Source organism: Streptomyces sp. NPDC056224 (genome assembly GCF_042267665.1).
Lineage (GTDB): Bacteria > Actinomycetota > Actinomycetes > Streptomycetales > Streptomycetaceae > Streptomyces.
Map to the genome: position 1 here is coordinate 34,594 of NZ_JBHJTK010000022.1, position 19,987 is coordinate 54,580.

Sequence of the window (19,987 nt, forward strand, 5' to 3'; positions counted from 1 at the left end):
GCCCCGCTACCGTTCCCGTCCGCTGGTCGCCGCGTAGTACTGGAGGTCCTGGACCTCCACCGTGCGGTCCACCGGGTACGGCAGCTCGACGTCCGCGCCGGTCCGCCCGTCCCGCACCACCTGCGCCGTGGCCGTGCCGGGCTTCAGCGGGAGCAGCTGCGCGTGGATGCCCGCCGGTGCCTCGTGGGTGTCCTTCGCGGATCCGACGGCCGTACGGACGGCCGCCGGCCCGGCGAGGAAGCTGAGGACCTCCACGGTGTCGCGGGGTGCGGCGCTGCCCTTGCGCGGCGCCATCAGCAGCGACTGGTCGCCCGTCGGGTCGGCGGTCGCGAACTGGGTGCGTGCCGTGAGGTACAGCGTGTCCCGGACGATCTTCGGCCAGCTGCCCGTCTTGAACTTGGTGAGGTAGTACGAGGTCAGGTCCAGGTAGGCGTGGCCGTTGTGCAGGGAGGGCGCGAACTGGCTGCCTTCCGAGTAGTCGTTCCAGGTGGTGAGCTGGACCCAGTCGGCGCCGTCCTCGATGGCGTGCGTCCAGGTGGAGCGCAGGGTCGCGGTGTTGCCGGCCTCGTCGTAGATGCCCTGGTTGGGGCGGGCGTCCTGGACCGAGACCGGCTGCATCCAGATCTTGCCCATGTCGTGCGCCCGCCGGACGTCGCGGGTGCTGCTCTCCTGGCCGACGTAACTGCGGCTGCCCCACTCGGAGAAGCCGTAACTGATGGGGGCGAACGCGCCGTTGTGGGCGCCGAAGTCGAGGAAGAGCGGAACGAAGGCGGTGCGGACGCCGTGCTCGCTCTTGAGGATCTCCATGACCTGGGTCCACCAGGCCGCGCTCTTCGCCTCCGCCTTGAACGGGGAGACGACGAGCCGGCCGTCGGGGAGCCGGTGGGCGGCGGGGGCGTCGCCGAGGGTGGCGATCGCGTCGGCGAGCACGCGCGGGTCGTCGGTCTTCAGCGAGGTCATGTCCGGCATCAGCATGATCTTGAATGCCGGGTCCACCGAACGGGCGGCCGCCATCAGGAGGTTGGAGCGGTCCCAGTTCTTGCCGGAGAGGGAGAGCATGTCGAGGGTGAACCCGTCGATGCCCGCCGCGCGGGCGGTGCGGACCTCCTGCTGGAGGTTGGCGTACTCCCAGTCACCGGCCTTGGGCGGGGTGGGCAGCGGCCGGTCGCGCAGCAGGCCGCCGTACTTCTCGTGCTTGCCGCTCTCGCCGTCCGGGTTCAGGTAGTTGCGGGTGTAGTAGTCGCCGTCCGCGCGCGCGTTGTCGAGGGAGAGCGGGTACGGGGTGAAGTAGTGGGCGAACACCAGCTTCTTGCCCGCCGCGCCGGAGCGCAGGGCGGCCGGCTGGGGCAGGTCGAAGGGCAGGGCGCCGGAGGGGCGGGCGGCCCCCGTGTCCACCGCGCCCTTGGGATCGGCCTTGGCTGCCGCGCCCTTGGTGGGCGGCGGACTGTCGGCCGGCTGCGGGACGGCCGGCGCGGAGCCGCCGGGAGTGGCGGTGGCGGGCCCGGCGGACGGCGGGGCGGCGGCGCCCGGGGCCGCACCGGCCTCGGCCAGGGCCCCGCGGAAGGGGTCCCAGGCGATCCCGGTGGCCGCGCACACCCCGACCAGGAGGAAGGCGGAGATCAGCAGGGCGAGCAGCGGTCTGCGGCCCCGGAAGCCGGTCCGGCGCCGGTGCCGGTGCCGGTGCGAGCCGCGCCGGGCGGCCCGCCCGTCTGATCGCCGGTCCGCGCTCATCCTGGTCCCTCCCGCGAATATGCCCCCGGCGGGGGGCTGCACAGCAGTAGAGCCCATTACCGGCTGCCGGACAACCGTTCAGGGCGCGCGCGCCCGGACACGTACGTCACAGGGACGACGGGAACTACGCCGGATGCGGGGTCAGGAGCGGGGCGGCGATGCCGGCTTCTGCGCCGACGGGACCCGCTCGCGCCGAAGTCCCGGTCGTCCGCGACCGGGTGTGCGTCTGCGGCGGGGTCCGGGGCGGGGCTGGGTCCGTGCTCGCGCGGCCGCGGCTCGCGGCCGGCGAAGGCGGCAGGCGGCAGGCGGCAGGCGGCAGGGCCCCGCCCGGTTGGCCGGAGGCGGCCACGAGGCCGGCCCCGCGGCGGAGTTCGACGGGCCGGCCCCGGGTGGCCGCGCGGCCCCCGCGGGGCCAGGGCGTGCTGCCGCGACGCTCGGCGCCGCAGGCCGCTGCGCGGGACACGGCCCTCACGCCGTTCGGCGGTCGGCGGTCGGCGGTCGGCGGTCGGCGGTCGGCGGTCGCGGAAGTAGCGCCGTGCGCCCGGAGGATGCGGCCCGCGGCCGCCCGGTGCGGCGCATCGCGGGGCGGAGGGGCGCCCCCCGTACCGGGCCCCGTACCGGGCGTACGCGGGCGTTCCGGCGACGCGGCGGGGCGGCGGGGCGGCCGGCGCCGTCCGCCCGCCGGGACCAGGGCCACCCGGAGCCGCATCAGGGCGCTCGCCGGGCCTGACCGGCGGCGCCCGGCGGGTGCGACGGCGCTCCAACACCCCGCATCCGGTGGGCTCTTCGGGGATCCCGGAGTTCCGGGGACCATTCTCGACGGAATGCGGCATTCCCCTGGCCTGTTGGCGCGAGCGGCGGATAATCAGCGTCATGCGGCTTGAATCAACCCTCTTGCCGCGCTTGGTCACGCATGCAATGGGGGGCATCGTGCCGATGGGGGAATCCGGCTCGCCCGGAACGACACTGCCCGCGACGTCCACCGAGATGTCCCGGCTGCTCACCGCCGTCCGCCGGGGGCGCGTGCTGACGGTGACGGGAGGGTTCCGCGAGCCGCGGAGCCTGCTGGTGCGGGAGATCGCCCGGCGGCTCGCCTCGAACTTCTACGACGGGGTGGCCGTCATCGCACTGGACCCGCTCCGCGGCGGCTACGGAGTCCGCGAGCTGACGGCCGAACTGGACTGCGTACGGGGCATGCGCTTCCTGCCGTGCGGGACGGCGAACACCACCTCGTGGCTGGCCGAACGGGACATGCTGCTCGTCCTGGACGGCGCCGAACAGCTCGGTCCCGAGGCCCTGGCCTGGCTGCGCCGCCTGCTCGCGGTGGCCCCCGGGTTGCGGATCCTCGCGTCCGGACGGTCGCCGCTGGCCTTCGAACAGGAATGGGTCCACCGGCTCTGACGTCAGCCCGGCTGCCTGCTGAGCCGGCGCCACACCGGGGCCGGGCAGTGCCCCTGGGGCCGGGTCTTGAGGAACAGCCGGTAGTCGACCTGGCGCGGCGGCCGGCCGATCTCCACCCAGTGGGGCCGGCCGGAGACCTTGTCCCATCCGTCGTTGGGCATCCGGATGTGATCGGACCGCCCGTCCTTGTCCTGGCTGGTGATCTGGGCGACCTCCGCGTGGTCGGCGTGGGCGGCCAGCACCACGCAGTAGTGCCGCAGCTGCCGCGCGGGGTCTTCGCGGAGCGGCACCATCGCCAGCCAGACCTCTCCCGGGGCCGGCCGCCGGGTGCCCCCGACGGCGGGCCGGCGGCCACGGAACGTGTCCCACCAGCGGACCGCCGCGACGCAGACGGCCGCGACCAGCCCGGCGGCCAGGCTCTCGGCCGTCGCCCGGACGTTCCACAGGGGCTGGTCGCCGACCCTGCTGCCGGTCCACCACAGCGCCGCGGCGACCAGCGCCAGCAGGGCCGCGGCCCGCCCCAGGACCAGCCACCACACGAAGGGACGCCGCCGCCCGGCGAACAGCGCCACGCCCACCGCCACCAGGACCGGGATGGCGTAGGTGACCAGGTACGGGACGAAGCCGTGCAACTGCTGCGGCGGCGTCTGCGCCGCCATCAGGTCGGGCAGTGTCAGCGGGAGCGACAGCAGGTACCCGACCGTGGGCAGGACGAACGTCAGGAGCAGGACGGCAGCGCATCCGATACCGCCGCAGGACGAGTTGGAACCGCGCGCCACAGAACCCCCCGAAGGTCACCGACCTGCGAACGCTAGCGCAGGGTCCGCTCCCCGGCCAGCAGTCCCAGGACGGCCCCGCCGGCGAATCCGCCGTACACCCGGGCCGAGCGGCGCAGGACGCCCGCCCGTACGAAGCCGACGGCGGTCGCGGCGCGGATCACCGCGCGGCGGCGGTCGCGGCGCGGATCACCGCCGCCACGCGACGGGTACGGAAACGGGTCCGCCCCGGCCGGGCACGAGGCCGGCCGGGGCGGAGACGTCACGCGTGCGACTCAGGTGTCAGCCGAGGAGGGCCAGCGCCTGGTTGAAGGTCGCGGACGGGCGCATGATCGCCGCGGCCTTGGTGGCGTCGGGCTGGTAGTAGCCGCCGATGTCGGCCGGGGAGCCCTGCACCGCGATGAGCTCGGCGACGATGGTCTCCTCCTGCTCCGACAGCGCCTTGGCGAGCGGCTCGAAGGCCTTGGCCAGCTCGGCGTCGTCGGTCTGCTTGGCCAGCTCCTGCGCCCAGTACGTGGCGAGGTAGAAGTGGCTGCCGCGGTTGTCGATGCCGCCCAGCTTGCGGCTCGGCGACTTGTCCTCGTTGAGGAAGGTGCCGGTCGCGCGGTCCAGGGTGTCGGCCAGCACCTGGGCGCGGGCGTTGCCGGTGGTGGTGGCGAGGTGCTCGAAGCTGGCCGCGAGCGCGAAGAACTCGCCGAGCGAGTCCCAGCGCAGGTAGTTCTCCTTGACCAGCTGCTGGACGTGCTTCGGGGCGGAGCCGCCGGCGCCCGTCTCGAAGAGACCGCCGCCGTTCATCAGCGGGACGACCGACAGCATCTTGGCGCTGGTGCCCAGCTCCAGGATCGGGAACAGGTCGGTCAGGTAGTCACGCAGCACGTTGCCGGTCACCGAGATGGTGTCCTCGCCCCGGCGGATGCGCTCCAGGGAGAAGGCGGTGGCCTCGACCGGGGACAGGATCTTGATGTCCAGGCCCTCGGTGTCGTGGTCGGCCAGGTACGTCTTGACCTTGGCGATCAGCTGCGCGTCGTGCGCGCGGCCCTCGTCCAGCCAGAAGACGGCCGGGACGCCGGTGGCACGGGCGCGGGTGACGGCGAGCTTGACCCAGTCCTGGATCGGCAGGTCCTTCGCCTGGCAGGCGCGGAAGATGTCGCCGGCGGCGACCTCCTGCTCCAGGACCGTGTTGCCCGCGGCGTCGACGACGCGGACGGTGCCCGCGGCGGCGATCTCGAAGGTCTTGTCGTGGCTGCCGTACTCCTCGGCCTTCTGCGCCATCAGGCCGACGTTCGGCACCGAGCCCATGGTGGCGGGGTCGAAGGCGCCGTTGGCGCGGCAGTCGTCGATGACGACCTGGTAGACACCGGCGTAGCTGCTGTCCGGGAGGACGGCGAGGGTGTCGGCCTCCTGGCCGTCCGGGCCCCACATGTGGCCGGAGGTGCGGATCATGGCCGGCATGGAGGCGTCGACGATGACGTCGGACGGCACGTGCAGGTTGGTGATGCCCTTGTCGGAGTCGACCATCGCGAGGGCCGGGCCCTCGGCGATCTCGGCGTCGAAGGAGGCCTTGATCGCGTCGCCGTCGGGCAGCGCGCCCAGGCCGTTCAGGATGGCGCCGAGGCCGTCGTTCGGGGACAGGCCGGCGGCGGCGAGGGTCTCGCCGTAGCGGGCGAAGGTCTTCGGGAAGAAGGCGCGGACCACGTGGCCGAAGATGATCGGGTCGGAGACCTTCATCATCGTGGCCTTGAGGTGGACGGAGAACAGCACGCCCTCGGCCTTGGCCCGCTCGATCTGGTCGTTGAGGAAGGTGCGCAGCGCGTCGACGTGCAGGACGGCCGCGTCCACGACCTCACCGGCGAGGACCGGTACGGACTCGCGCAGCACGGTGGTGGCGCCGTCGGCGTCCACGTGCTCGATGCGCAGGGTGCCGGCCTCGGCGATCACGGCGGACTTCTCGGTGGAGCGGAAGTCGTTCTCGCCCATGGTGGCGACGTTCGTCTTCGACTCGGGGGTCCAGGCGCCCATGCGGTGCGGGTGCGTCTTGGCGTAGTTCTTGACCGAGCCGGGGGCGCGGCGGTCGGAGTTGCCCTCGCGCAGGACCGGGTTGACGGCGCTGCCCTTGATCTTGTCGTAGCGGGAGCGGGCCTCGCGCTCCTCGTCGGTCTTCGGGTCGTCCGGGTAGTCCGGGAGGGCGTAGCCCTGGCCCTGGAGCTCGGCGACCGCGGCCTTGAGCTGCGGGATCGAGGCCGAGACGTTGGGCAGCTTGATGATGTTGGCTTCCGGCGTCTTGGCCAGCTGGCCGAGCTCGGCCAGGGCGTCGGCGATCCGCTGGCTCTCCTGGAGGTACTCCGGGAAGCTGGCGATGATCCGACCGGCCAGGGAGATGTCACGGGTCTCGACATTCACACCGGCCGTCGACGCGTACGCCTGGATGACAGGCAGGAACGAATACGTCGCGAGGGCCGGGGCCTCGTCAGTGTGCGTGTAGATGATGGTCGAGTCAGTCACCGGATGCTCCGCTCCACAGTCTGCGTCTCTCGTCTGCAACATTGCTCGACATCAAGATATCTCGTGATCGGGCCGGTCTGGACAGCCCCCCGCCCCGAGCCCCGGGAGACGCGTGTCACGCCCCTCGCACGAGAGCGCCGCCTCCGACGTGTTCCGTCGGCGGCGGCGCCCGGGTGTGCGCGTGCGCGGGCCGGTCAGGCGTGGAGGGCCTTGGGGCTCGGGCCGTACTCGTTCGGCGCGGCCTGGCCCTCGGTGGCCATGAGGACGAGGAGCCAGATCCAGCCGAGGAGCGGGATCAGGATCAGCAGGTACCACCAGCCGGACCTGCCGGTGTCGTGGAGCCGGCGCACGGTGAGACCGAGGCACGGCAGGAAGATCGCCAGGGTGTAGGCCCCGACGAGGATGCCGTTCGCGCCGAGTACGACGTCAAGGGTCACGAGGACGGCCGCGACCACGAGGTTGCACAGGACGAACATCCAGAACTCCTGGCGGCGGGCGCGACCGGAGAAGACGGCGTACTTCTTCAGCACATCGGTGTAGTGGTGCACGAGTCCCCCCAGAGGACGGATGGTGGGCCCGTCCTGCTGGATCAAGCCGGGGCAGAATTTATGCCCCTGTTACTGGCCGGTCAAGGTTCTTCCCGCATCGCCCGACCGGCCGCGCGCCGTCGTCGCCGGGGCCCGGGCTCCGTAGGCCGGGCCCCGGCCGGCCGTGCGTCAGCCGATGTGGAAGGAGTCGCCGTAGACCTTCCAGTCGAGGGGCGTGTTGAGGTTCAGGTTGCCCTTCTTCAGGAAGACCCGCTGCGCGGTGTCGACGCGGCTGGTGTCGCTGTGCGCCTCCTCCTGCTTCATGGCCCAGACGCGGGCGTCGAGGAAGGCGTTCAGCCACGTGGTTTCGCTGCCGCCCTGGGCCGGGGGCTTGGCCTTGGACAGCGCGCGCTTGCGGATGTTGCGGAAGCTGGTGGAGTCGCCGCCGTCGCCGTGCATGACGATGGCGTCGTAGTAGATGAACTGGCCGAGGGTGCCGACCCCGTCGGACTTGCCCTGCTTGACGGCCGGGTTGAAGTAGACCCGGTCGCGCTCGTGGTCCTGGGCCTTCCTGAACTCGGCGTCCTGGGCCGCCTTCGCCCAGTCCCTGGTGAAGTTGGGGTCGAGGCCGGCGTGCGAGTCGGTGCCGTCGACCTTGCGCAGGGCGGGGAGGTACTTCGCGAGGACGTTGCCCGGCTTGACCTGGGTGTAGTACTCGACGAGGTCGAGCATGTCGCCGGTGCCGGAACAGAAGCCGATGATGCCGGCCGTGTAGCCGCGCTCGTCACCTATGTCCTCGATGTACTTGTACTGCGCCTTCCAGTCCAGCGAGGAGTTCTCGGCGCTGGAGACGATCTGCATGGCGATCTCCTTCTTCGCCGGATCGTCGAGACCGACGGCGGCCGACGCGGCGGCCTTCGTGGAGGTGGCACCGGCGTCGGCGGCGGTGGCATGGGCCGCGACCGGTACGGCGAGCAGGGCGCTGCCGAGCAGCGCGCCGATGACCAGCGTCTTGCGGTGACGGGCGAACACAAGGCCTCCGTGGGGTAGTTGAGGCATCCTGGTTTGGTTAGGAAACTTTACTGCCAGAGTCGGCGAATCCTCAAGGGCCGTACACACGGGCCTGGAGCGCGCGTTTGGCGTCCGGCCATTCGGGGCGCGTGATGCTGTAGACGGCGGTGTCGCGGACCCAGCCGTCGCGCATCACCATGTGGTGGCGCAGCACTCCCTCATGGGTGGTCCCCAGCCGTGCGATCGCCGCCCGCGACCGGCTGTTGCGCACATCGGTGAGGAGTTCCACGCGGTTCATGCCCATCGCCTCGAAGGCGTGGGTGAGCATGAGCAGCTTGGCCTCGGTGTTCAGCCCGGTTCCCTGCCGGGACGCACCGAGGAAGGTGTAGCCGATCTCCAGTCGCCGGTGCGGGGTACTGATCATCATGAGCCGTGTGGAGCCGGCGACCCTGCCGGTCGCGAGGTCCACCGTCGCGTACGCGATCTGCGTGCCCGCCTCGTGCGCCGCCAGCGCGTCCTCGATGAAGGCGGCCACGTCCCGCGGGTGCGGAACGGTGGTCACCGGGAGCTCCCACAGCCTCCCGTCGCGTACCGCCTCGCAGAGTCCGTCGTGGTGCCGATGCGCGAGCGGCTCCAACCGCACGCGCTCTCCGGCCAGTTCGCCGCCGACCGGATCCGTCGCCGCCCGTTCCATGTCCGCCCCGCCCATTCCCTGTGATCATCAGTGACAGGCGGACCCTACCGGCGGTCCCGGGCACCCCCGCCAGGGTTTTCCGCGAGGCTCAGAGCCAGCCGTTGCGCCGGAAGCCGCGGTGGATGACGAAGCAGGCGGCCGCCATGACGCCGAGGACGAGCGGGTACCCGTACTGCCAGTGCAGCTCGGGCATGTGGTCGAAGTTCATGCCGTAGATCCCGCAGCCCAGGGTCGGCACGGCGACGATGGCCGCCCACGCCGTGATCTTGCGCATGTCCTCGTTCTGCGCGACGGTCACCTGCGCCAGGTGTGCCTGCAGGATCGAGTCGAGCAGGTTGTCGTAGGCGCCGATCTGCTCGGTGGCCCGGCTCAGGTGGTCGGCCACGTTCCGGAAGTACGCCCGGGCCTCGGGCGGGATGACCGGTATCGGCTGGGTGGCCAGCTGCTCCAGCGGGCGGCTCAGCGGCGCCACCGCGCGCCGCAGCTCCAGGAGTTCGCGCTTGAGCTGGTAGATCCGGCCGGCGTCGCCGCGCCCGCCGTCCGGGCTGAACACCGCCGTCTCGACGGCGTCTATGTCGTTCTGCACCGCGTCCGTCACGGCCACGTAGTCGTCGACGACGTGGTCGGCCATGGCGTGCAGAACGGCCGCCGGCCCCGTGGCCAGCTGCCCCGGGGCGGCTTCCAGCGCCTCACGGACCGGGCCGAGGGTGCCCCGTCCGCCGTGCCGGATGGTGATGACGAAGTCCTCGCCGGTGAAGGCCATCAGCTCGCCGGTCTCCACCACCTCGCTGGTGGCGGTCAGCTCCTCGTGATCGACGTAGCGCACGGTCTTGAAGACGGAGAACAGCGTGTTGTCGTACCGCTCCACCTTGGGGCGCTGGTGCGCGTGCACCGCGTCCTCCACGGCGAGCGGGTGCAGGCCGAACAGCTGGGCGAGCGTGGAGAGTTCCGAGTGATCCGGTTCGTGCAGGCCGATCCAGACGAAACCGTCGCCCGCCTTGCGGACCCGGCGCAGCGCCTCCTCGACCTCCGCGCAGCCTTCCTGGCGTACGCCGTCCTGGTAGACGATGCAGTTGACCACGGCACTGCCGAGCGGGGAGCGGGCCGGGTGGCTGAGGTCGACGGCGCGCCGGTAACCGCGGCGGACGACCCGGCGGAGGCTGCTGAACATGGACAACGCGTGCTCCTCTTCGGCTGATCAGCGGCCAGTCTGCCATCACCCGGGACGCCTCCCGGGCTGCGGCCACGGCGCGCGGACCGACGCGGGCGCAGGGAGCGCGTCGGGTTCCGGCAGAGCAGGTCACCCGGGCGGAGTCCATCCTTCCGGTCGACGAACACGCTGGTCGGCCTCACCCGCGCCGGAGCCCGCGCGTCCGCCTCCAGCCCGAGCTCCCCCACCGCCCCGCACGTCATCGGCGACACGATGCGGGCTCCACGCTCCGCAGCCCGTGTCCTCAAGGGCCGGCCTGCGAGGGCCTGCGGAGTGCCTCCCCGGCCACCTCCGCGACCACCCGCGCCACCATGGACAGCGCGGGCGAGTCCAGCTTCCACTGCTGCCAGTACAGCGGCACGTCCAACGGCCGCTGCGGCGCCAGCAACACCAGCTCCCCCGTCGCCACCAACGGCCTCGCCTGCTGCTCCGGCACCATCCCCCACCCCAGCCCCGCGACCACGGCGTCGCGGAACCCCTCCGACGTCGGTACGGAGAGCCGCACCGGCCCCGCCCCGCTCTCCGGGTTCCCGGTCAGCGACCGCACGAAGCGGTCCTGGAGCTCGTCCTTCCGGTCGAAGACGATCACCGGCGCCCGCCTGAGATCCCGGGCCGGCGTGCCCGACAGGTGACCTGCCGCGAAGTCCGGGCTCGCCGCCGGCAGGTACCGCGCCAGGCCCAGCATCCGTACGCTGCACCCGGCGACGGGATCCGGCGAGGAGGTCACCGCGGCCATCACCTGGCCCTCCCGCAGCAGTGCGGTCGTGTGCGACTCGTCCTCGCGGTGCAGTTCGATACAGACGGGCGGGTCCTGCTCCACCCGCGCCATCGCCGTCAGGAACCAGGTGGCGAGGGAGTCCGCGTTCACCGCGATCGGCAGCCGCACCGGACCCGAACCCTCGGCCATCCCCAGCTCCGCCCGCGCGTCCCGCTCCAGCCGGGCCAGCTGCCGGGCGAAGCGGACCACCACCTCCCCGGATTCCGTCGCCCGCACCGGCTTCGTCCGCATCAGCAGCACCCGCCCGGTCCGCATCTCCAGTGCCTTGACCCGCTGGCTGACCGCGGACGGCGTCACGTGCAGGGCGGCCGCCGCGGCGTCGAAGGTCCCCTCGTCCACCACCGCGAGCAGCGTCCGTACCTGGTCGAGGGGAAGCTCATCCATCATGAGCGCTAATGGTACGTAAAAATCTTTAGCTGTACTGAAGCGGAGCCAATGCCTACGGTCGACCGCATGACACACGGCATCATCACGGCGGCCCTCGCCGGCTTCGGCACCGGACTCTCCCTCATCGTCGCCATCGGCGCCCAGAACGCCTTCGTCCTGCGCCAGGGCGCGCGCCGCCACGCGGTCCTCGCCGTGGTCACCATCTGCGCCGTGTCCGACGCGCTCCTGATCGCCCTCGGTGTGGCCGGCGTCGGCGCGTTCGTCACCGCCTGGCCCGCCGCCCTGACCGTGGTCGGACTGGCCGGGGGCGGGTTCCTGATCTGCTACGGGGTCCTCGCGGCCCGCCGGGTGCTGCGGCCCGCGCCGGGCGCCGCACTGAGCGCGGAGGGGGCCACCGCCGGGTCCGGCCGCCGGGCCGTGCTGACCTGCCTGGCCATGACCTGGCTCAACCCGCACGTCTACCTGGACACCGTGCTGCTCCTCGGTTCCCTCGCCGCCGACCGGGGCGACCTGCGCTGGGCGTTCGGGATCGGGGCCGGTCTGGCCAGCCTGACCTGGTTCGGCACCCTGGGGTACGGGGCCCGGCTGCTCAGCGGCCTGCTGGCCCGCCCCGCCGCCTGGCGGGTGCTGGACGGGCTGGTCGCGGCGACGATGGTGACGATGGGCGGTCTGCTCCTGGCCCGCGCCTGACGTCCGAGTGGCGGGCCGTGCGCGATAGTGCCAGGGCACGCACACCGCCGTGACCACGACCCCAGGAGCCCGCCGTGTCCCACCGCCCCTCCCCCGACGAGGTGCGGGCGTATTACGCCACTCAGCCCTCCCCGCTCGTGGCCGTCGCCGGGATCGTCCTGGACACGCGCGGGCGGGTCCTCCTGCTGACCACCTCGTACAAGGCGGATCCGGAACTGCCGGGCGGCACGGTGGAGGACACCGAGACGCCGGAGGCGGGGCTCGCGCGCGAGCTGGAGCAGGAGCTGGGCCTCACCGTGCCCGTCGGCCGGCTGCTCGCGGTGGACTCCCGGCCGCCCGGCCCGCTCGGGCGCTCCCTCGTGGTGCACGTCCACCTCGTGGGTCCGCTGCCGCCGGACGAGACCGCCGCGCTCTCCTTCCCGGACGGCGAGATCACCGAGGCGCGCTGGCTCGGAGCGGAGGACGCCTGCGAGGCGCTCCCCGCCCGCGTCGCGCCCCGGCTCCGCGCCGGGCTGGTCGCCCTGCACACCGGCTCCGTGGCCCATCTGCTCGACGGTGTGCCCCAGCCCGGCTCCCCGGCCGGCCTCGACCCGGCCGACCGGGCCGCCCTGGAACACGCCGGCATGCTCGACGCCGCCGGCCACCGCGCCAGCCGTCCGAAGGCGCTGACCGGCGCGAGCATGCTGTTCACCGACCCCGACGGCGCGGTCCTGCTGGTGCGGCCCGCGTACGGCGACACCAGCCGCTGGCAGCTGCCGGGCGGCGGCATCGACAGCGACCTCGGCGAGACCCCGCGCACCGCCGCCCGGCGGGAGGTCCTCGAGGAGATCGGCCTCGACCTCGCCCCCGGACGCCTGCTGGCCGTCGACTGGTCCCACAAGCCGGGCCGCCTGGCGCGCGTCCGCTTCCTCTACGACGGCGGCGTCCTCGACGCCCCGTCGCTGGCCCGGATCCGGCTGAACCCCGGCGAGCACCTCGAATGGCGCACGGCCACCCCCGCCGAACTCCGGGGCCTGGTCAAACCCTCGCTGCGCCGCCGCATCAAGGCCGGCCTCACCGCCCGCACCACCGCCACGGCCCCTCTGGAACTCCAAGCGGGCCGCCCGGCCGAGTCCCCCTGAACCGCCCGGAGCACGCGCCCGCGGCGGGGGGCGACGGATCCACGACGGCCGGACGTGACGCGCGTCACGGGAACCCGCCGCTGATGCCGGACAGTCGACAGGAGTGACCACAGACATGCGAACCCGGGTGCGGTCCGGGGATCCTGATGCTTTCGCGGAGCTGTTCGACGGCTACGCCCGCGCCGTCTACAACCATGCCTTCCGGATGACCGGGGACTGGGCCGTCGCGGAGGACGTGATGTCGGCGACCTTCATGGAGGCGTGGCGGCTGCGCGCCAGGGTGGAACCCGACGGCGGGTCACTGCGGCCGTGGCTGCTGGGCGTCGCCACCAACCTCGCCCGCAATCACTGCCGCAGCAACCGGCGTTACCGGGCCGCGGCCGTGGCCGCAGCCGCGGCGGCGGCATCCGTGCCCGACCACGCCGACGAGGTGGCCGGCCGGCTCGACGACCGGCGGCGCATCGCGGTCACGCTGGCGCAGCTGAGCGCGCTGCGGCGGTCCGAGCGCGAGGTCCTCCTCCTGTGCCTGTGCGAGGGCCTGGAGTACGCCGACGCCGCCAGGGTCCTCGGGATCCCGGTCGGCACGGTCCGTTCCCGGCTGTCCCGGGCCCGGACGAAGCTGCGCAAACTCGCCGACGCGGAACTGAAGGGGAAAGGACGGGAACCCGCCGGTCCCCCGCGACAGACATATGGCGACCGCACGAACGCGGTCCGGTCCGCACAGGAAGGAATCTGATGAACGCCGACCTTTCCCGGCCCCGTCCGGACGACCGGGAGGAGACCGAGCTTCTCCTGCCGTTCGTGGAGCGGGAACTGCCTGCGGGCCGCCACCAGTTGCACAAGGAGCGCCTCATGACCCGCATCCACGACGACCTCCGCGACGACCTCCGCACCGCCGGCTCCGTCGCCGCACGGCCCGTCCGCACGGGGAAGCCGCGCAACCCGTTCCTGCGCCGCGCGATCCTCCTGCCCGCCGTAGCCTGCGTCCTGGCCGGCACGATCGTGGCCGGCGTGCGCGTCCTCGGGGACCAGGGCGTCACGAACGACGGATCCGGCTCCGGCGTCGCCACGGGCCCGGTGCTGACCACCCGGATCGGCGCCGCCGACCCGGCCGGGGCGACGCAGCTCCTGGACCGCATCTCCCTGGCTGCCGCCGGCGCCTCCGGCCCGGTGGTGCGCGGGAACCAGTTCATCTACATCGGCACGAAGACGGCCACCTCGTACGTCAGGACCGACCACGGCAAGAGCACCCTGGTCAGCGAACAGCTGCACATGCGCCACAGCTGGAACTCCCCCGACGGAAGCAGGGGCTGGCTGATCGAGCCCGGCAACACCGGTCCCGAGGGCCTCACCCTGGAGGGGAACACCGAGACGGGCCGGACGCCGACGGCCACCCTCAACGCACCCACCTACGACTACCTCGCCCGGCTGCCCACCGACCCCGACGTGCTGCTGCGGAAGATCTACGAGGAGACCGGGGGGCACGGCAACGGCCCCGACCAGGAGGCGTTCACCACGATCGGTGACCTGCTGGGTGAGAGCTACCCACCGGCCGACCTCGCCGTCGCGCTCTACAAGGCCGCGGCGAAGATCCCCGGCGTGGTCACGGTGGACGACGCGGTCGATGCCGCGGGCCGGCACGGAGTCGCGGTCGCCCGGCTGGACGAGACCTCCGGCCGGCGGACCGAATGGATCTTCGACAAGGAGACGTTCACGTTCCTCGGCGAACGCACCGTCCAGGTGGAGGGCAGCTCGGGCGAACAGGACCTGATCAAGCCCGGCACCGTCGTGTTCACCCGCGCCGTCATAACCCGCACGGTCGTCGACCGGATGAAGCACGTGCCCACCCCGGCCGGGTAACCGCCCCGCCACCCGCCAACCCCCGCGACGGCACCGGCCGCTGGAGCGACCGGTACCGCTGGCAGGCTCACCGGTACCTCCGCCGGAAACGGCCAGGGGCCGTATCGGACTCCTCCGCTACGGCCCCTGATCTGCGGCTCCGTCGCGCCTCAGCCTTCCCGCTGACGCCCGTCGCCGCTGCTGAAGGTGAGCTGGCGGTGATGGAAGTCGAAGTGCTGCGTCGGGTAGCGGTAGATGTCCGCCAGCGTCATGAAGTCCTTGAAGAAGGGATCCCACCGGACGGGGTAGTGCATACCGCGGGCCAGGTCGATGTCGGACTCGGCGGCCAGCCGGCGCTGGAGGGAGTCGACGACTCGGTCAAAGGCGACGCCCATCCGGCGCGGCCCGTAGAACTTCACCGCCCCGCGCGGGCCGACGTAGTTGACCCGGTCGAACGGTACGGTCGCCGCGTCCAGCACCCGGGCGAACACCTTGCTCACGCTCCGGGGAAGCCGCCCGAAGAGGCGGACCAGTACCCGTAGCCGCAGGACGACCATGTAGCCGAACAGCATGTGCCACAGCAGCTGCTCGTTGGTCCACCTGGTGCCGCGGGTGGCACCGGAGAGTTCCTCCTCGGAGGCGCTGTCGAGCAGGCGGTGAAAGGTCAGGCGGACGCGCTCGTAGTCCTCGTACACGGCCTGCCGGTCCATCGTGATCGCGTTCATCATGGCCTGCCGGATCTGGGCCGGTACTCAACGGGCCGGCCGGGGTGGCAATGATTCCCGCTCCAGGCCGGGCGTAACGGAGGCGGCCGCGGCTGTACGGTCCAGCCGTCCTGGAGGAGCGGACCGAACGTCCGCTGCCCGCTCCGGGAGGCGCGGCGCGGCGCGGTGACACCTGCCCCGTCCCGGCCGGCCGATCGGGTCCATAGGGTCCATAGGGTCCATAGGGTCCGCATCGCAGCAGTGACGCTCGCCGGCAAGGTCAGGCCCGCAGCAGCTCCGCGATCTCGCGGGCGGCGTCCCGGGCAGGGCGGCCGACACCGATCAACGTCGCGGAGGCCGGCCCGGTCCAGTCGCCGTAGCCGAGCGCGTGCAGGCGCGGCTCGTCGGCGGCGCAGGTGCCCACGGTGGCGATGTGCCCGCGGGTACCCCGCAGCCCGAGCGGGGCAAAGTGGGCCAGGGCCGGGCGGAAGCCGGTGCACCAGATGATCGCGTCAGCCTGCGCGGTCGTACCGTCGGCCCAAGCCACGCCGTCCTCGGCGAGGTGACTGAACATGGGGGTGGCCCTCAGGAGCCCGGCGTCGCGGGCGGCTCGTACGGGCGGCACGGCGACGATGTCGCCGAGGGAGGCGACACCACCGGTGTCGGTGCGGCCGGCGTCCAGGGCGCGGCGGCGGGCGGTGGCGGCGTCGAAGAGGGCCCGGCCGTCGATGTCGTCCGCCAGGTAGCGGGGTGGACGCCGGGTGACCCAGGTCAGCTCGGCCACAGAGGCGAGGTCGGCGGCGATCTGGGCACCGGAGTTGCCGCCGCCGACCACGATGACCCGCTGGCCGGCGAACTCGGCGGGGCTCCTGTACTGCACCGTGTGGAGCTGCCGTCCGGAGAACTCGCGGCGACCGGGGACGGCGGGGATAAAGGGGCGGGTCCAGGTGCCGGTCGCGCTGACGACCGCGCGGGCCCGCCAGTCGCCCGAGTCGCCCTCCACCCGCAGACGGGTGCCGTCGCGACGGACCGCGTCGACCCGCACGCCGCACTGGACCGGCAGCTCGTACCGCTTCTCGTAGTCGGCGAGGTACTCCACGACGTGCCGCCCGTCCGGATACGTCTCGCCGGGCTGGAGCGGCATGAGCCGCCCCGGCAGCGAGGAGTAGGCGGCTGGGGAGAAGAGGCGGAGCGAGTCCCAGGTGTGCTGCCACGCCCCGCCCGGTGCCGTCTGGGCGTCGAGGATGACGTGCTCGACGCCCAGGCGGCGCAGGTGGTAGCCGGCGGCGAGCCCGGACTGGCCGCCGCCGATCACCACCACGTCCGTACGCTGCGTCACGCCGCGGCCTGCTCCCTCTCGCCCTTGCCCCGCATGAAGATGACCGCGACGAGCGCCAGGCCCACGATCACGCCGACCAGCTGCATGCCGATGAAGCCGGCCACCGAGGCCGGGGCGATGCCCGCGAACGTGTCGGTGAAGGCGCGGCCGATGGTCACCGCCGGGTTGGCGAAGGAAGTGGACGAGGTGAACCAGTACGCGGCACCGATGTACGAGGCGACCGCGACGGGCGCGAAGCGGAGGCGGTCGGTGCGGGCCAGGCCGAAGATCAGCAGGATCAGCCCGGCGGTGGCGACCACCTCACCGAGGAGGAGGTTTCCGGCGGAGCGGTCGTGCGTGGACCACTTCACCAGCGGCTCGCCGAACATCGCGTCCGCGAGGATCGCGCCCGCGATCGCACCGACGATCTGCGAAGGCACGTAGACAGCGAGCTCGCGGGCGGTGACCCCGGCGCCGCCGCGGCGGGCGGTCCACCACTCGGCCAGGGTGACGGCCGGGTTGAAGTGGGCGCCGGAAACCGGGCCGAGCAGCGCGATCAGCACGCCGAGACCGAAGACCGTGGCGGTCGAGTTGGCCAGCAGCTGAAGCGCCACGTCCTGGGTGAGCTCGGTGGCCTGGATGCCGGAGCCGACGACGATCGCGACCAAGGCCGCGGTGCCGACGAGCTCGGCGGCGGCGCGGGCGATCAGCGGGGTGCGGGGCGGGGTCGCGCCGGGGGCGGGCTGGGGCGCGCCGGCGGCTGTGCCGCTCTCCGCTGCGGGGGCGGCGACGGGCTCGGTGGCGGTCAAGACGGGTTCTCCTCGGGCAGGTGAGGCAGAGTGGGCTACGGGCAGGACCGCTTGAGGTTCTCTTCGGCGGTGGCTCGCGCGGCCTGGGCGAGGTCGGCGAACTGACCGGCGATGGCTTCTATGACTTCCGGGCGCAGGCGGTAGTAGATGTACCGTCCGCATGGCTCCGTATCCACGACACCGGCCTCGCGCAGCACCTTCAGGTGGTTGGAGAGGTTCGTCTGCTTGGCCCCCGTCTCCTCCACGAGGTGGGTGGTGCAGAGCGTTTCCCTGGCGAGGAGGGTCACGATCTGGAGCCTGAGCGGGTCGGCCAGCACCCGGATCAGTTCAGTGTCGACTGACATCATCATGTGCTGATACTGTCACATCAGCTGGGGCTGACACCAGTCCGAGCTGACCTTATTGGCTCCTGCCCCATCGTCCCCGGCCGCCGCTGCCTCGACCGGCCCGCGGCCACCCCCGACGGAACGCCGATCACGGTCGTCCGCGACATCCGCGACATCCGCGATGCCATCGACGCCCACATCGCCGACCCGCTCACCGAGCCCGGCGCCCGACACCTCCTATCCCCGCAGTTGGCTGATCCCCAAGGAAGAACGATGTCCTCCACCCCTGCCGCGTCCGTCCTCTTCGTCTGCATCCACAACGCGGGCCGTTCCCAGATGGCGGCCGGATTCCTGCGGCACCTCGCCGGCGACCGCGTCGAGGTCCGCTCCGCCGGCTCCGTCCCCGGCGAGCAGATCAACCCCTCCGCCGTCGCCGCCATGGCCGAGCTGGGCATCGACATCTCCGACCAGAAGCCGAAGATCCTCACCCCCGAGGCCGCCCGGGCGTCCGACTACATCATCACCATGGGCTGCGGGGACGCCTGCCCGTACTTCCCAGGCAAGACCTACCTCGACTGGCAGCTCGAGGACCCGGCCGGCCAGGGCGTGGAGGCCGTGCGCCCCATCCGCGACGAGATCAAGGGCCTCATCGAGGGCCTCATCGCCGAAATCGACGCCAAGCGGCAGGCGTGAGCGCCAAGTTCGGTGGCGAGATGATCGACGACGGCATCGTCTCCGCCGATCTGACCGGCACGATCAAGGAAGTCACCGTCTCCGAGGGCACCGTCCGCCGCGCCAGGGCGGTGATCGTGGCGACCGGATCCGGCCGTCAGCAGGTACGGCGGGAGCGGGACGGTGCCCAGCAGCCGAGGCTCGTGGCGATCAGCCCGAGGAACAGGGCCGCGTAGGCGCCGCCCAGGCCGTTGCCCGTGCCGAGGTCGCCTTTGGCGGTGGCCGCGACCAGGCCGCCGAGGGCCAGACCGGTCAGCCCCGCCGCCACGGCCGGCACGGCGCCTGGGCGACGGGTCGGGCGGGTCAGGGTGCGCCAGGGTGCGCCAGGCGATGATCACGCCGGCGAGGCCGAGGAGCGCGCCGGTGGTGGCGCCGAGGCGCCCGAGGCTCCTGCACGCTGTGCGCGTCGCCGCCCGAGGCGACGCCCTGCTCGCCCCCTCCATCACCCGCAAGCCGATCAACCGGTACCTCACCCAGCCGCACCCCTGCGACACCGGGACCCGCACGGCACTGGAAGACCTGACCGGCCGCGAACGCGAGGCCGTCGCCCTGGTCGCTCAGGGAGACGGTGGCAGTAGGCGGGAACGGACCGGAGCGGACGGGTGCGGTGAGCCGGCGCCTCCGTTGCTGTGTCTGTGGCGGGCCGACTGATGGCTCCGAGGACTACGTGCTCGTCGAACTGACGGCGCAGTTCCCTGGCGCGCACCCATGGCTGGGTGCGCATGCGGAGCACCTGAACTCCGTCCTTGCAGAACGGTTCTCCGTGGAGGTTCACGAGATGGAGGGCTGCCGTCACGGGCCTGCACGATCTTGAGTTCGCAGGCAGGGCCGGTTGCCTCAGCGTTCCGTCGATGCCTCCGGGACCGGTGACACCACCCCTCGGACCATCACCGACAGGGGGGGAAGTCATGCCGGACCCGAAGGCCGGAGGCTCCATTGCGGAGCCACGGAAAAGCTAACGGGGGGAAGTCCCCCTGGTACGACTTACAGGTGTCCGTTTTCCCTCAGGACCCGGCGGGCCTGCGCGAAGAGCATGCCCACATTCACGGTCTTGCGGCACACGACCACGGCGACCACCTCGTCGGCGCTGTCGATCCGCAGGAAGAGGTGAGTCAGGTTGTCACTGTTGACCAGGATCTCCTGGAAGTAGTGACGGTCGCTCACGATCCCGCGGCGCTCCTTGAAGATTCCCTCGATCATCACCACATTGCGGCCCTGGAAGATGTCCAGGGTCGCCGCCGCCAGCATGTCGAGGACTTCCGCCGGGTGCGAGTCGACGGTCTCCACGGACAGCAGCATGCCGGTCGACATGTCGATGACCCCCGCGGCCACACATTCGGGAACCTCCGAGCGCATCCTCTTGACCAGGCTTTCGACCCGCTCGGACATGCTCTGGCTTCCTTGGGCCTCTGCCCTGCTCATCGCGCTCCT

The 19,987-nt window shown here is 72.2% G+C and carries 22 protein-coding genes and 1 pseudogene; 8 read left to right on the top strand and 15 right to left on the bottom strand.

Annotation, left to right across the window (positions count from 1 at the left end; translation table 11 throughout):
- Nucleotides 1–6: 6 nt before the first annotated feature.
- Nucleotides 7–1,731, bottom strand: coding sequence for a glycoside hydrolase family 71 protein (locus tag ACFCZ1_RS23740; RefSeq protein WP_376680281.1), 1,725 nt, complete (start codon nt 1,729–1,731; stop codon nt 7–9).
- A 930-nt stretch (nt 1,732–2,661) separates the two neighbouring features.
- On the opposite strand from ACFCZ1_RS23740, the gene ACFCZ1_RS23745 reads away from it, so the two are divergent.
- Nucleotides 2,662–3,132, top strand: a complete 471-nt coding sequence (locus tag ACFCZ1_RS23745) for a hypothetical protein (protein WP_376680282.1) — start codon at nt 2,662–2,664, stop codon at nt 3,130–3,132.
- Between the two features lie 2 nt (nt 3,133–3,134).
- Here the strand turns inward: ACFCZ1_RS23745 and ACFCZ1_RS23750 are convergent, their stop codons facing one another.
- From ACFCZ1_RS23750 to ACFCZ1_RS23785, 8 genes are all read right to left on the bottom strand, one after another.
- Nucleotides 3,135–3,911, bottom strand: coding sequence for a hypothetical protein (locus ACFCZ1_RS23750; protein WP_376680283.1), 777 nt, complete (start codon nt 3,909–3,911; stop codon nt 3,135–3,137).
- Between the two features lie 32 nt (nt 3,912–3,943).
- A complete protein-coding gene (locus ACFCZ1_RS23755; RefSeq protein ID WP_376680284.1) occupies nt 3,944–4,174 on the bottom strand; it encodes a hypothetical protein in 231 nt (76 codons plus the stop codon).
- A gap of 16 nt (nt 4,175–4,190) precedes the next feature.
- Nucleotides 4,191–6,410, bottom strand: coding sequence for an NADP-dependent isocitrate dehydrogenase (locus ACFCZ1_RS23760; protein WP_376680285.1), 2,220 nt, complete (start codon nt 6,408–6,410; stop codon nt 4,191–4,193).
- 194 nt (nt 6,411–6,604) lie between these two features.
- Nucleotides 6,605–6,958 carry a DUF805 domain-containing protein gene (locus ACFCZ1_RS23765; protein WP_376680350.1) on the bottom strand — a complete coding sequence of 118 codons (354 nt, stop codon included), beginning with the start codon at nt 6,956–6,958 and terminating at the stop codon, nt 6,605–6,607.
- Nucleotides 6,959–7,126: 168 nt separating this feature from the next.
- Nucleotides 7,127–7,996: a chitosanase gene (locus ACFCZ1_RS23770; protein ID WP_376680286.1), complete on the bottom strand. Its 870-nt coding sequence runs from the start codon at nt 7,994–7,996 to the stop codon at nt 7,127–7,129.
- Nucleotides 7,997–8,039: 43 nt separating this feature from the next.
- On the bottom strand, nt 8,040–8,657 hold the full coding sequence (locus ACFCZ1_RS23775; RefSeq protein ID WP_376680287.1) for a GNAT family N-acetyltransferase: 618 nt from the start codon (nt 8,655–8,657) through the stop codon (nt 8,040–8,042).
- A gap of 73 nt (nt 8,658–8,730) precedes the next feature.
- Nucleotides 8,731–9,813, bottom strand: coding sequence for a magnesium and cobalt transport protein CorA (locus tag ACFCZ1_RS23780; protein WP_376680288.1), 1,083 nt, complete (start codon nt 9,811–9,813; stop codon nt 8,731–8,733).
- A 283-nt stretch (nt 9,814–10,096) separates the two neighbouring features.
- Nucleotides 10,097–11,014 (bottom strand): LysR family transcriptional regulator ArgP, encoded by a 918-nt coding sequence (locus ACFCZ1_RS23785; protein WP_376680351.1) that lies wholly within the window; start codon nt 11,012–11,014, stop codon nt 10,097–10,099.
- Between the two features lie 69 nt (nt 11,015–11,083).
- On the opposite strand from ACFCZ1_RS23785, the gene ACFCZ1_RS23790 reads away from it, so the two are divergent.
- From ACFCZ1_RS23790 to ACFCZ1_RS23805, 4 genes are all read left to right on the top strand, one after another.
- Nucleotides 11,084–11,707 carry a LysE/ArgO family amino acid transporter gene (locus ACFCZ1_RS23790; RefSeq protein WP_376680289.1) on the top strand — a complete coding sequence of 208 codons (624 nt, stop codon included), beginning with the start codon at nt 11,084–11,086 and terminating at the stop codon, nt 11,705–11,707.
- Between the two features lie 74 nt (nt 11,708–11,781).
- Nucleotides 11,782–12,828 carry an NUDIX domain-containing protein gene (locus ACFCZ1_RS23795; RefSeq protein WP_376680290.1) on the top strand — a complete coding sequence of 349 codons (1,047 nt, stop codon included), beginning with the start codon at nt 11,782–11,784 and terminating at the stop codon, nt 12,826–12,828.
- Between the two features lie 115 nt (nt 12,829–12,943).
- Nucleotides 12,944–13,564 (top strand): RNA polymerase sigma factor, encoded by a 621-nt coding sequence (locus ACFCZ1_RS23800; protein ID WP_376680291.1) that lies wholly within the window; start codon nt 12,944–12,946, stop codon nt 13,562–13,564.
- A complete protein-coding gene (locus tag ACFCZ1_RS23805) occupies nt 13,564–14,688 on the top strand; it encodes a CU044_5270 family protein (protein ID WP_376680292.1) in 1,125 nt (374 codons plus the stop codon). Before ACFCZ1_RS23800 ends, ACFCZ1_RS23805 begins: the two co-directional genes overlap by 1 nt.
- Before the next feature lie 149 nt (nt 14,689–14,837).
- On the opposite strand, the gene ACFCZ1_RS23810 is transcribed toward ACFCZ1_RS23805, so the two are convergent.
- The 4 genes from ACFCZ1_RS23810 to ACFCZ1_RS23825 all read right to left on the bottom strand — a co-directional run bounded on the left by ACFCZ1_RS23810 (nt 14,838) and on the right by ACFCZ1_RS23825 (nt 17,848).
- Nucleotides 14,838–15,395: a DinB family protein gene (locus ACFCZ1_RS23810; protein WP_376680293.1), complete on the bottom strand. Its 558-nt coding sequence runs from the start codon at nt 15,393–15,395 to the stop codon at nt 14,838–14,840.
- Between the two features lie 256 nt (nt 15,396–15,651).
- On the bottom strand, nt 15,652–16,710 hold the full coding sequence (locus ACFCZ1_RS23815; RefSeq protein WP_376680294.1) for an ArsO family NAD(P)H-dependent flavin-containing monooxygenase: 1,059 nt from the start codon (nt 16,708–16,710) through the stop codon (nt 15,652–15,654).
- On the bottom strand, nt 16,707–17,498 hold the full coding sequence (locus tag ACFCZ1_RS23820) for an aquaporin (RefSeq protein WP_376680295.1): 792 nt from the start codon (nt 17,496–17,498) through the stop codon (nt 16,707–16,709). The genes ACFCZ1_RS23815 and ACFCZ1_RS23820 overlap by 4 nt, the downstream gene beginning before the upstream one ends.
- 35 nt (nt 17,499–17,533) lie before the next feature.
- The gene (locus ACFCZ1_RS23825; RefSeq protein WP_376680296.1) at nt 17,534–17,848 is read right to left on the bottom strand and encodes an ArsR/SmtB family transcription factor; all 315 of its coding nucleotides are present in this window, start codon (nt 17,846–17,848) and stop codon (nt 17,534–17,536) included.
- 249 nt (nt 17,849–18,097) lie between these two features.
- Between ACFCZ1_RS23825 and ACFCZ1_RS23830 the strand changes: the two genes are divergently transcribed.
- Together ACFCZ1_RS23830 and ACFCZ1_RS23835 are read left to right on the top strand one after the other, a co-directional pair.
- Nucleotides 18,098–18,517 carry an arsenate reductase ArsC gene (locus ACFCZ1_RS23830; protein WP_376680352.1) on the top strand — a complete coding sequence of 140 codons (420 nt, stop codon included), beginning with the start codon at nt 18,098–18,100 and terminating at the stop codon, nt 18,515–18,517.
- Complete coding sequence (locus ACFCZ1_RS23835) at nt 18,514–18,732, top strand: hypothetical protein (protein WP_376680358.1); 219 nt, start codon at nt 18,514–18,516, stop codon at nt 18,730–18,732. Before ACFCZ1_RS23830 ends, ACFCZ1_RS23835 begins: the two co-directional genes overlap by 4 nt.
- Here the strand turns inward: ACFCZ1_RS23835 and ACFCZ1_RS23840 are convergent.
- Nucleotides 18,654–18,833, bottom strand: coding sequence for a DUF6223 family protein (locus tag ACFCZ1_RS23840; RefSeq protein ID WP_376680297.1), 180 nt, complete (start codon nt 18,831–18,833; stop codon nt 18,654–18,656). The genes ACFCZ1_RS23835 and ACFCZ1_RS23840 overlap by 79 nt on opposite strands.
- Before the next feature lie 113 nt (nt 18,834–18,946).
- On the opposite strand from ACFCZ1_RS23840, the pseudogene ACFCZ1_RS23845 reads away from it, so the two are divergent.
- Nucleotides 18,947–19,120, top strand: a pseudogene (locus ACFCZ1_RS23845) (DNA-binding response regulator); the annotation flags it as partial.
- A 420-nt stretch (nt 19,121–19,540) separates the two neighbouring features.
- On the opposite strand, the gene ACFCZ1_RS23850 reads toward ACFCZ1_RS23845, so the two are convergent.
- Nucleotides 19,541–19,978 carry a hypothetical protein gene (locus ACFCZ1_RS23850; RefSeq protein WP_376680298.1) on the bottom strand — a complete coding sequence of 146 codons (438 nt, stop codon included), beginning with the start codon at nt 19,976–19,978 and terminating at the stop codon, nt 19,541–19,543.
- Between the last annotated feature and the right edge of the window lie 9 nt (nt 19,979–19,987).

What these genes read in the sequence shown, in the direction of transcription:
- ACFCZ1_RS23740 (WP_376680281.1), bottom strand. Translation starts at nt 1,731, where the DNA reads ATGAGCGCGGACCGGCGATCAGACGGGCGGGCCGCCCGGCGCGGCTCG.
- ACFCZ1_RS23770 (WP_376680286.1), bottom strand. Translation starts at nt 7,996, where the DNA reads ATGCCTCAACTACCCCACGGAGGCCTTGTGTTCGCCCGTCACCGCAAG.
- ACFCZ1_RS23775 (WP_376680287.1), bottom strand. Translation starts at nt 8,657, where the DNA reads ATGGGCGGGGCGGACATGGAACGGGCGGCGACGGATCCGGTCGGCGGC.
- ACFCZ1_RS23780 (WP_376680288.1), bottom strand. Translation starts at nt 9,813, where the DNA reads ATGTTCAGCAGCCTCCGCCGGGTCGTCCGCCGCGGTTACCGGCGCGCC.
- ACFCZ1_RS23785 (WP_376680351.1), bottom strand. Translation starts at nt 11,014, where the DNA reads ATGGATGAGCTTCCCCTCGACCAGGTACGGACGCTGCTCGCGGTGGTG.
- ACFCZ1_RS23790 (WP_376680289.1), top strand. Translation starts at nt 11,084, where the DNA reads ATGACACACGGCATCATCACGGCGGCCCTCGCCGGCTTCGGCACCGGA.
- ACFCZ1_RS23800 (WP_376680291.1), top strand. Translation starts at nt 12,944, where the DNA reads ATGCGAACCCGGGTGCGGTCCGGGGATCCTGATGCTTTCGCGGAGCTG.
- ACFCZ1_RS23805 (WP_376680292.1), top strand. Translation starts at nt 13,564, where the DNA reads ATGAACGCCGACCTTTCCCGGCCCCGTCCGGACGACCGGGAGGAGACC.
- ACFCZ1_RS23810 (WP_376680293.1), bottom strand. Translation starts at nt 15,395, where the DNA reads ATGATGAACGCGATCACGATGGACCGGCAGGCCGTGTACGAGGACTAC.
- ACFCZ1_RS23825 (WP_376680296.1), bottom strand. Translation starts at nt 17,848, where the DNA reads ATGATGATGTCAGTCGACACTGAACTGATCCGGGTGCTGGCCGACCCG.
- ACFCZ1_RS23830 (WP_376680352.1), top strand. Translation starts at nt 18,098, where the DNA reads ATGTCCTCCACCCCTGCCGCGTCCGTCCTCTTCGTCTGCATCCACAAC.
- ACFCZ1_RS23850 (WP_376680298.1), bottom strand. Translation starts at nt 19,978, where the DNA reads ATGAGCAGGGCAGAGGCCCAAGGAAGCCAGAGCATGTCCGAGCGGGTC.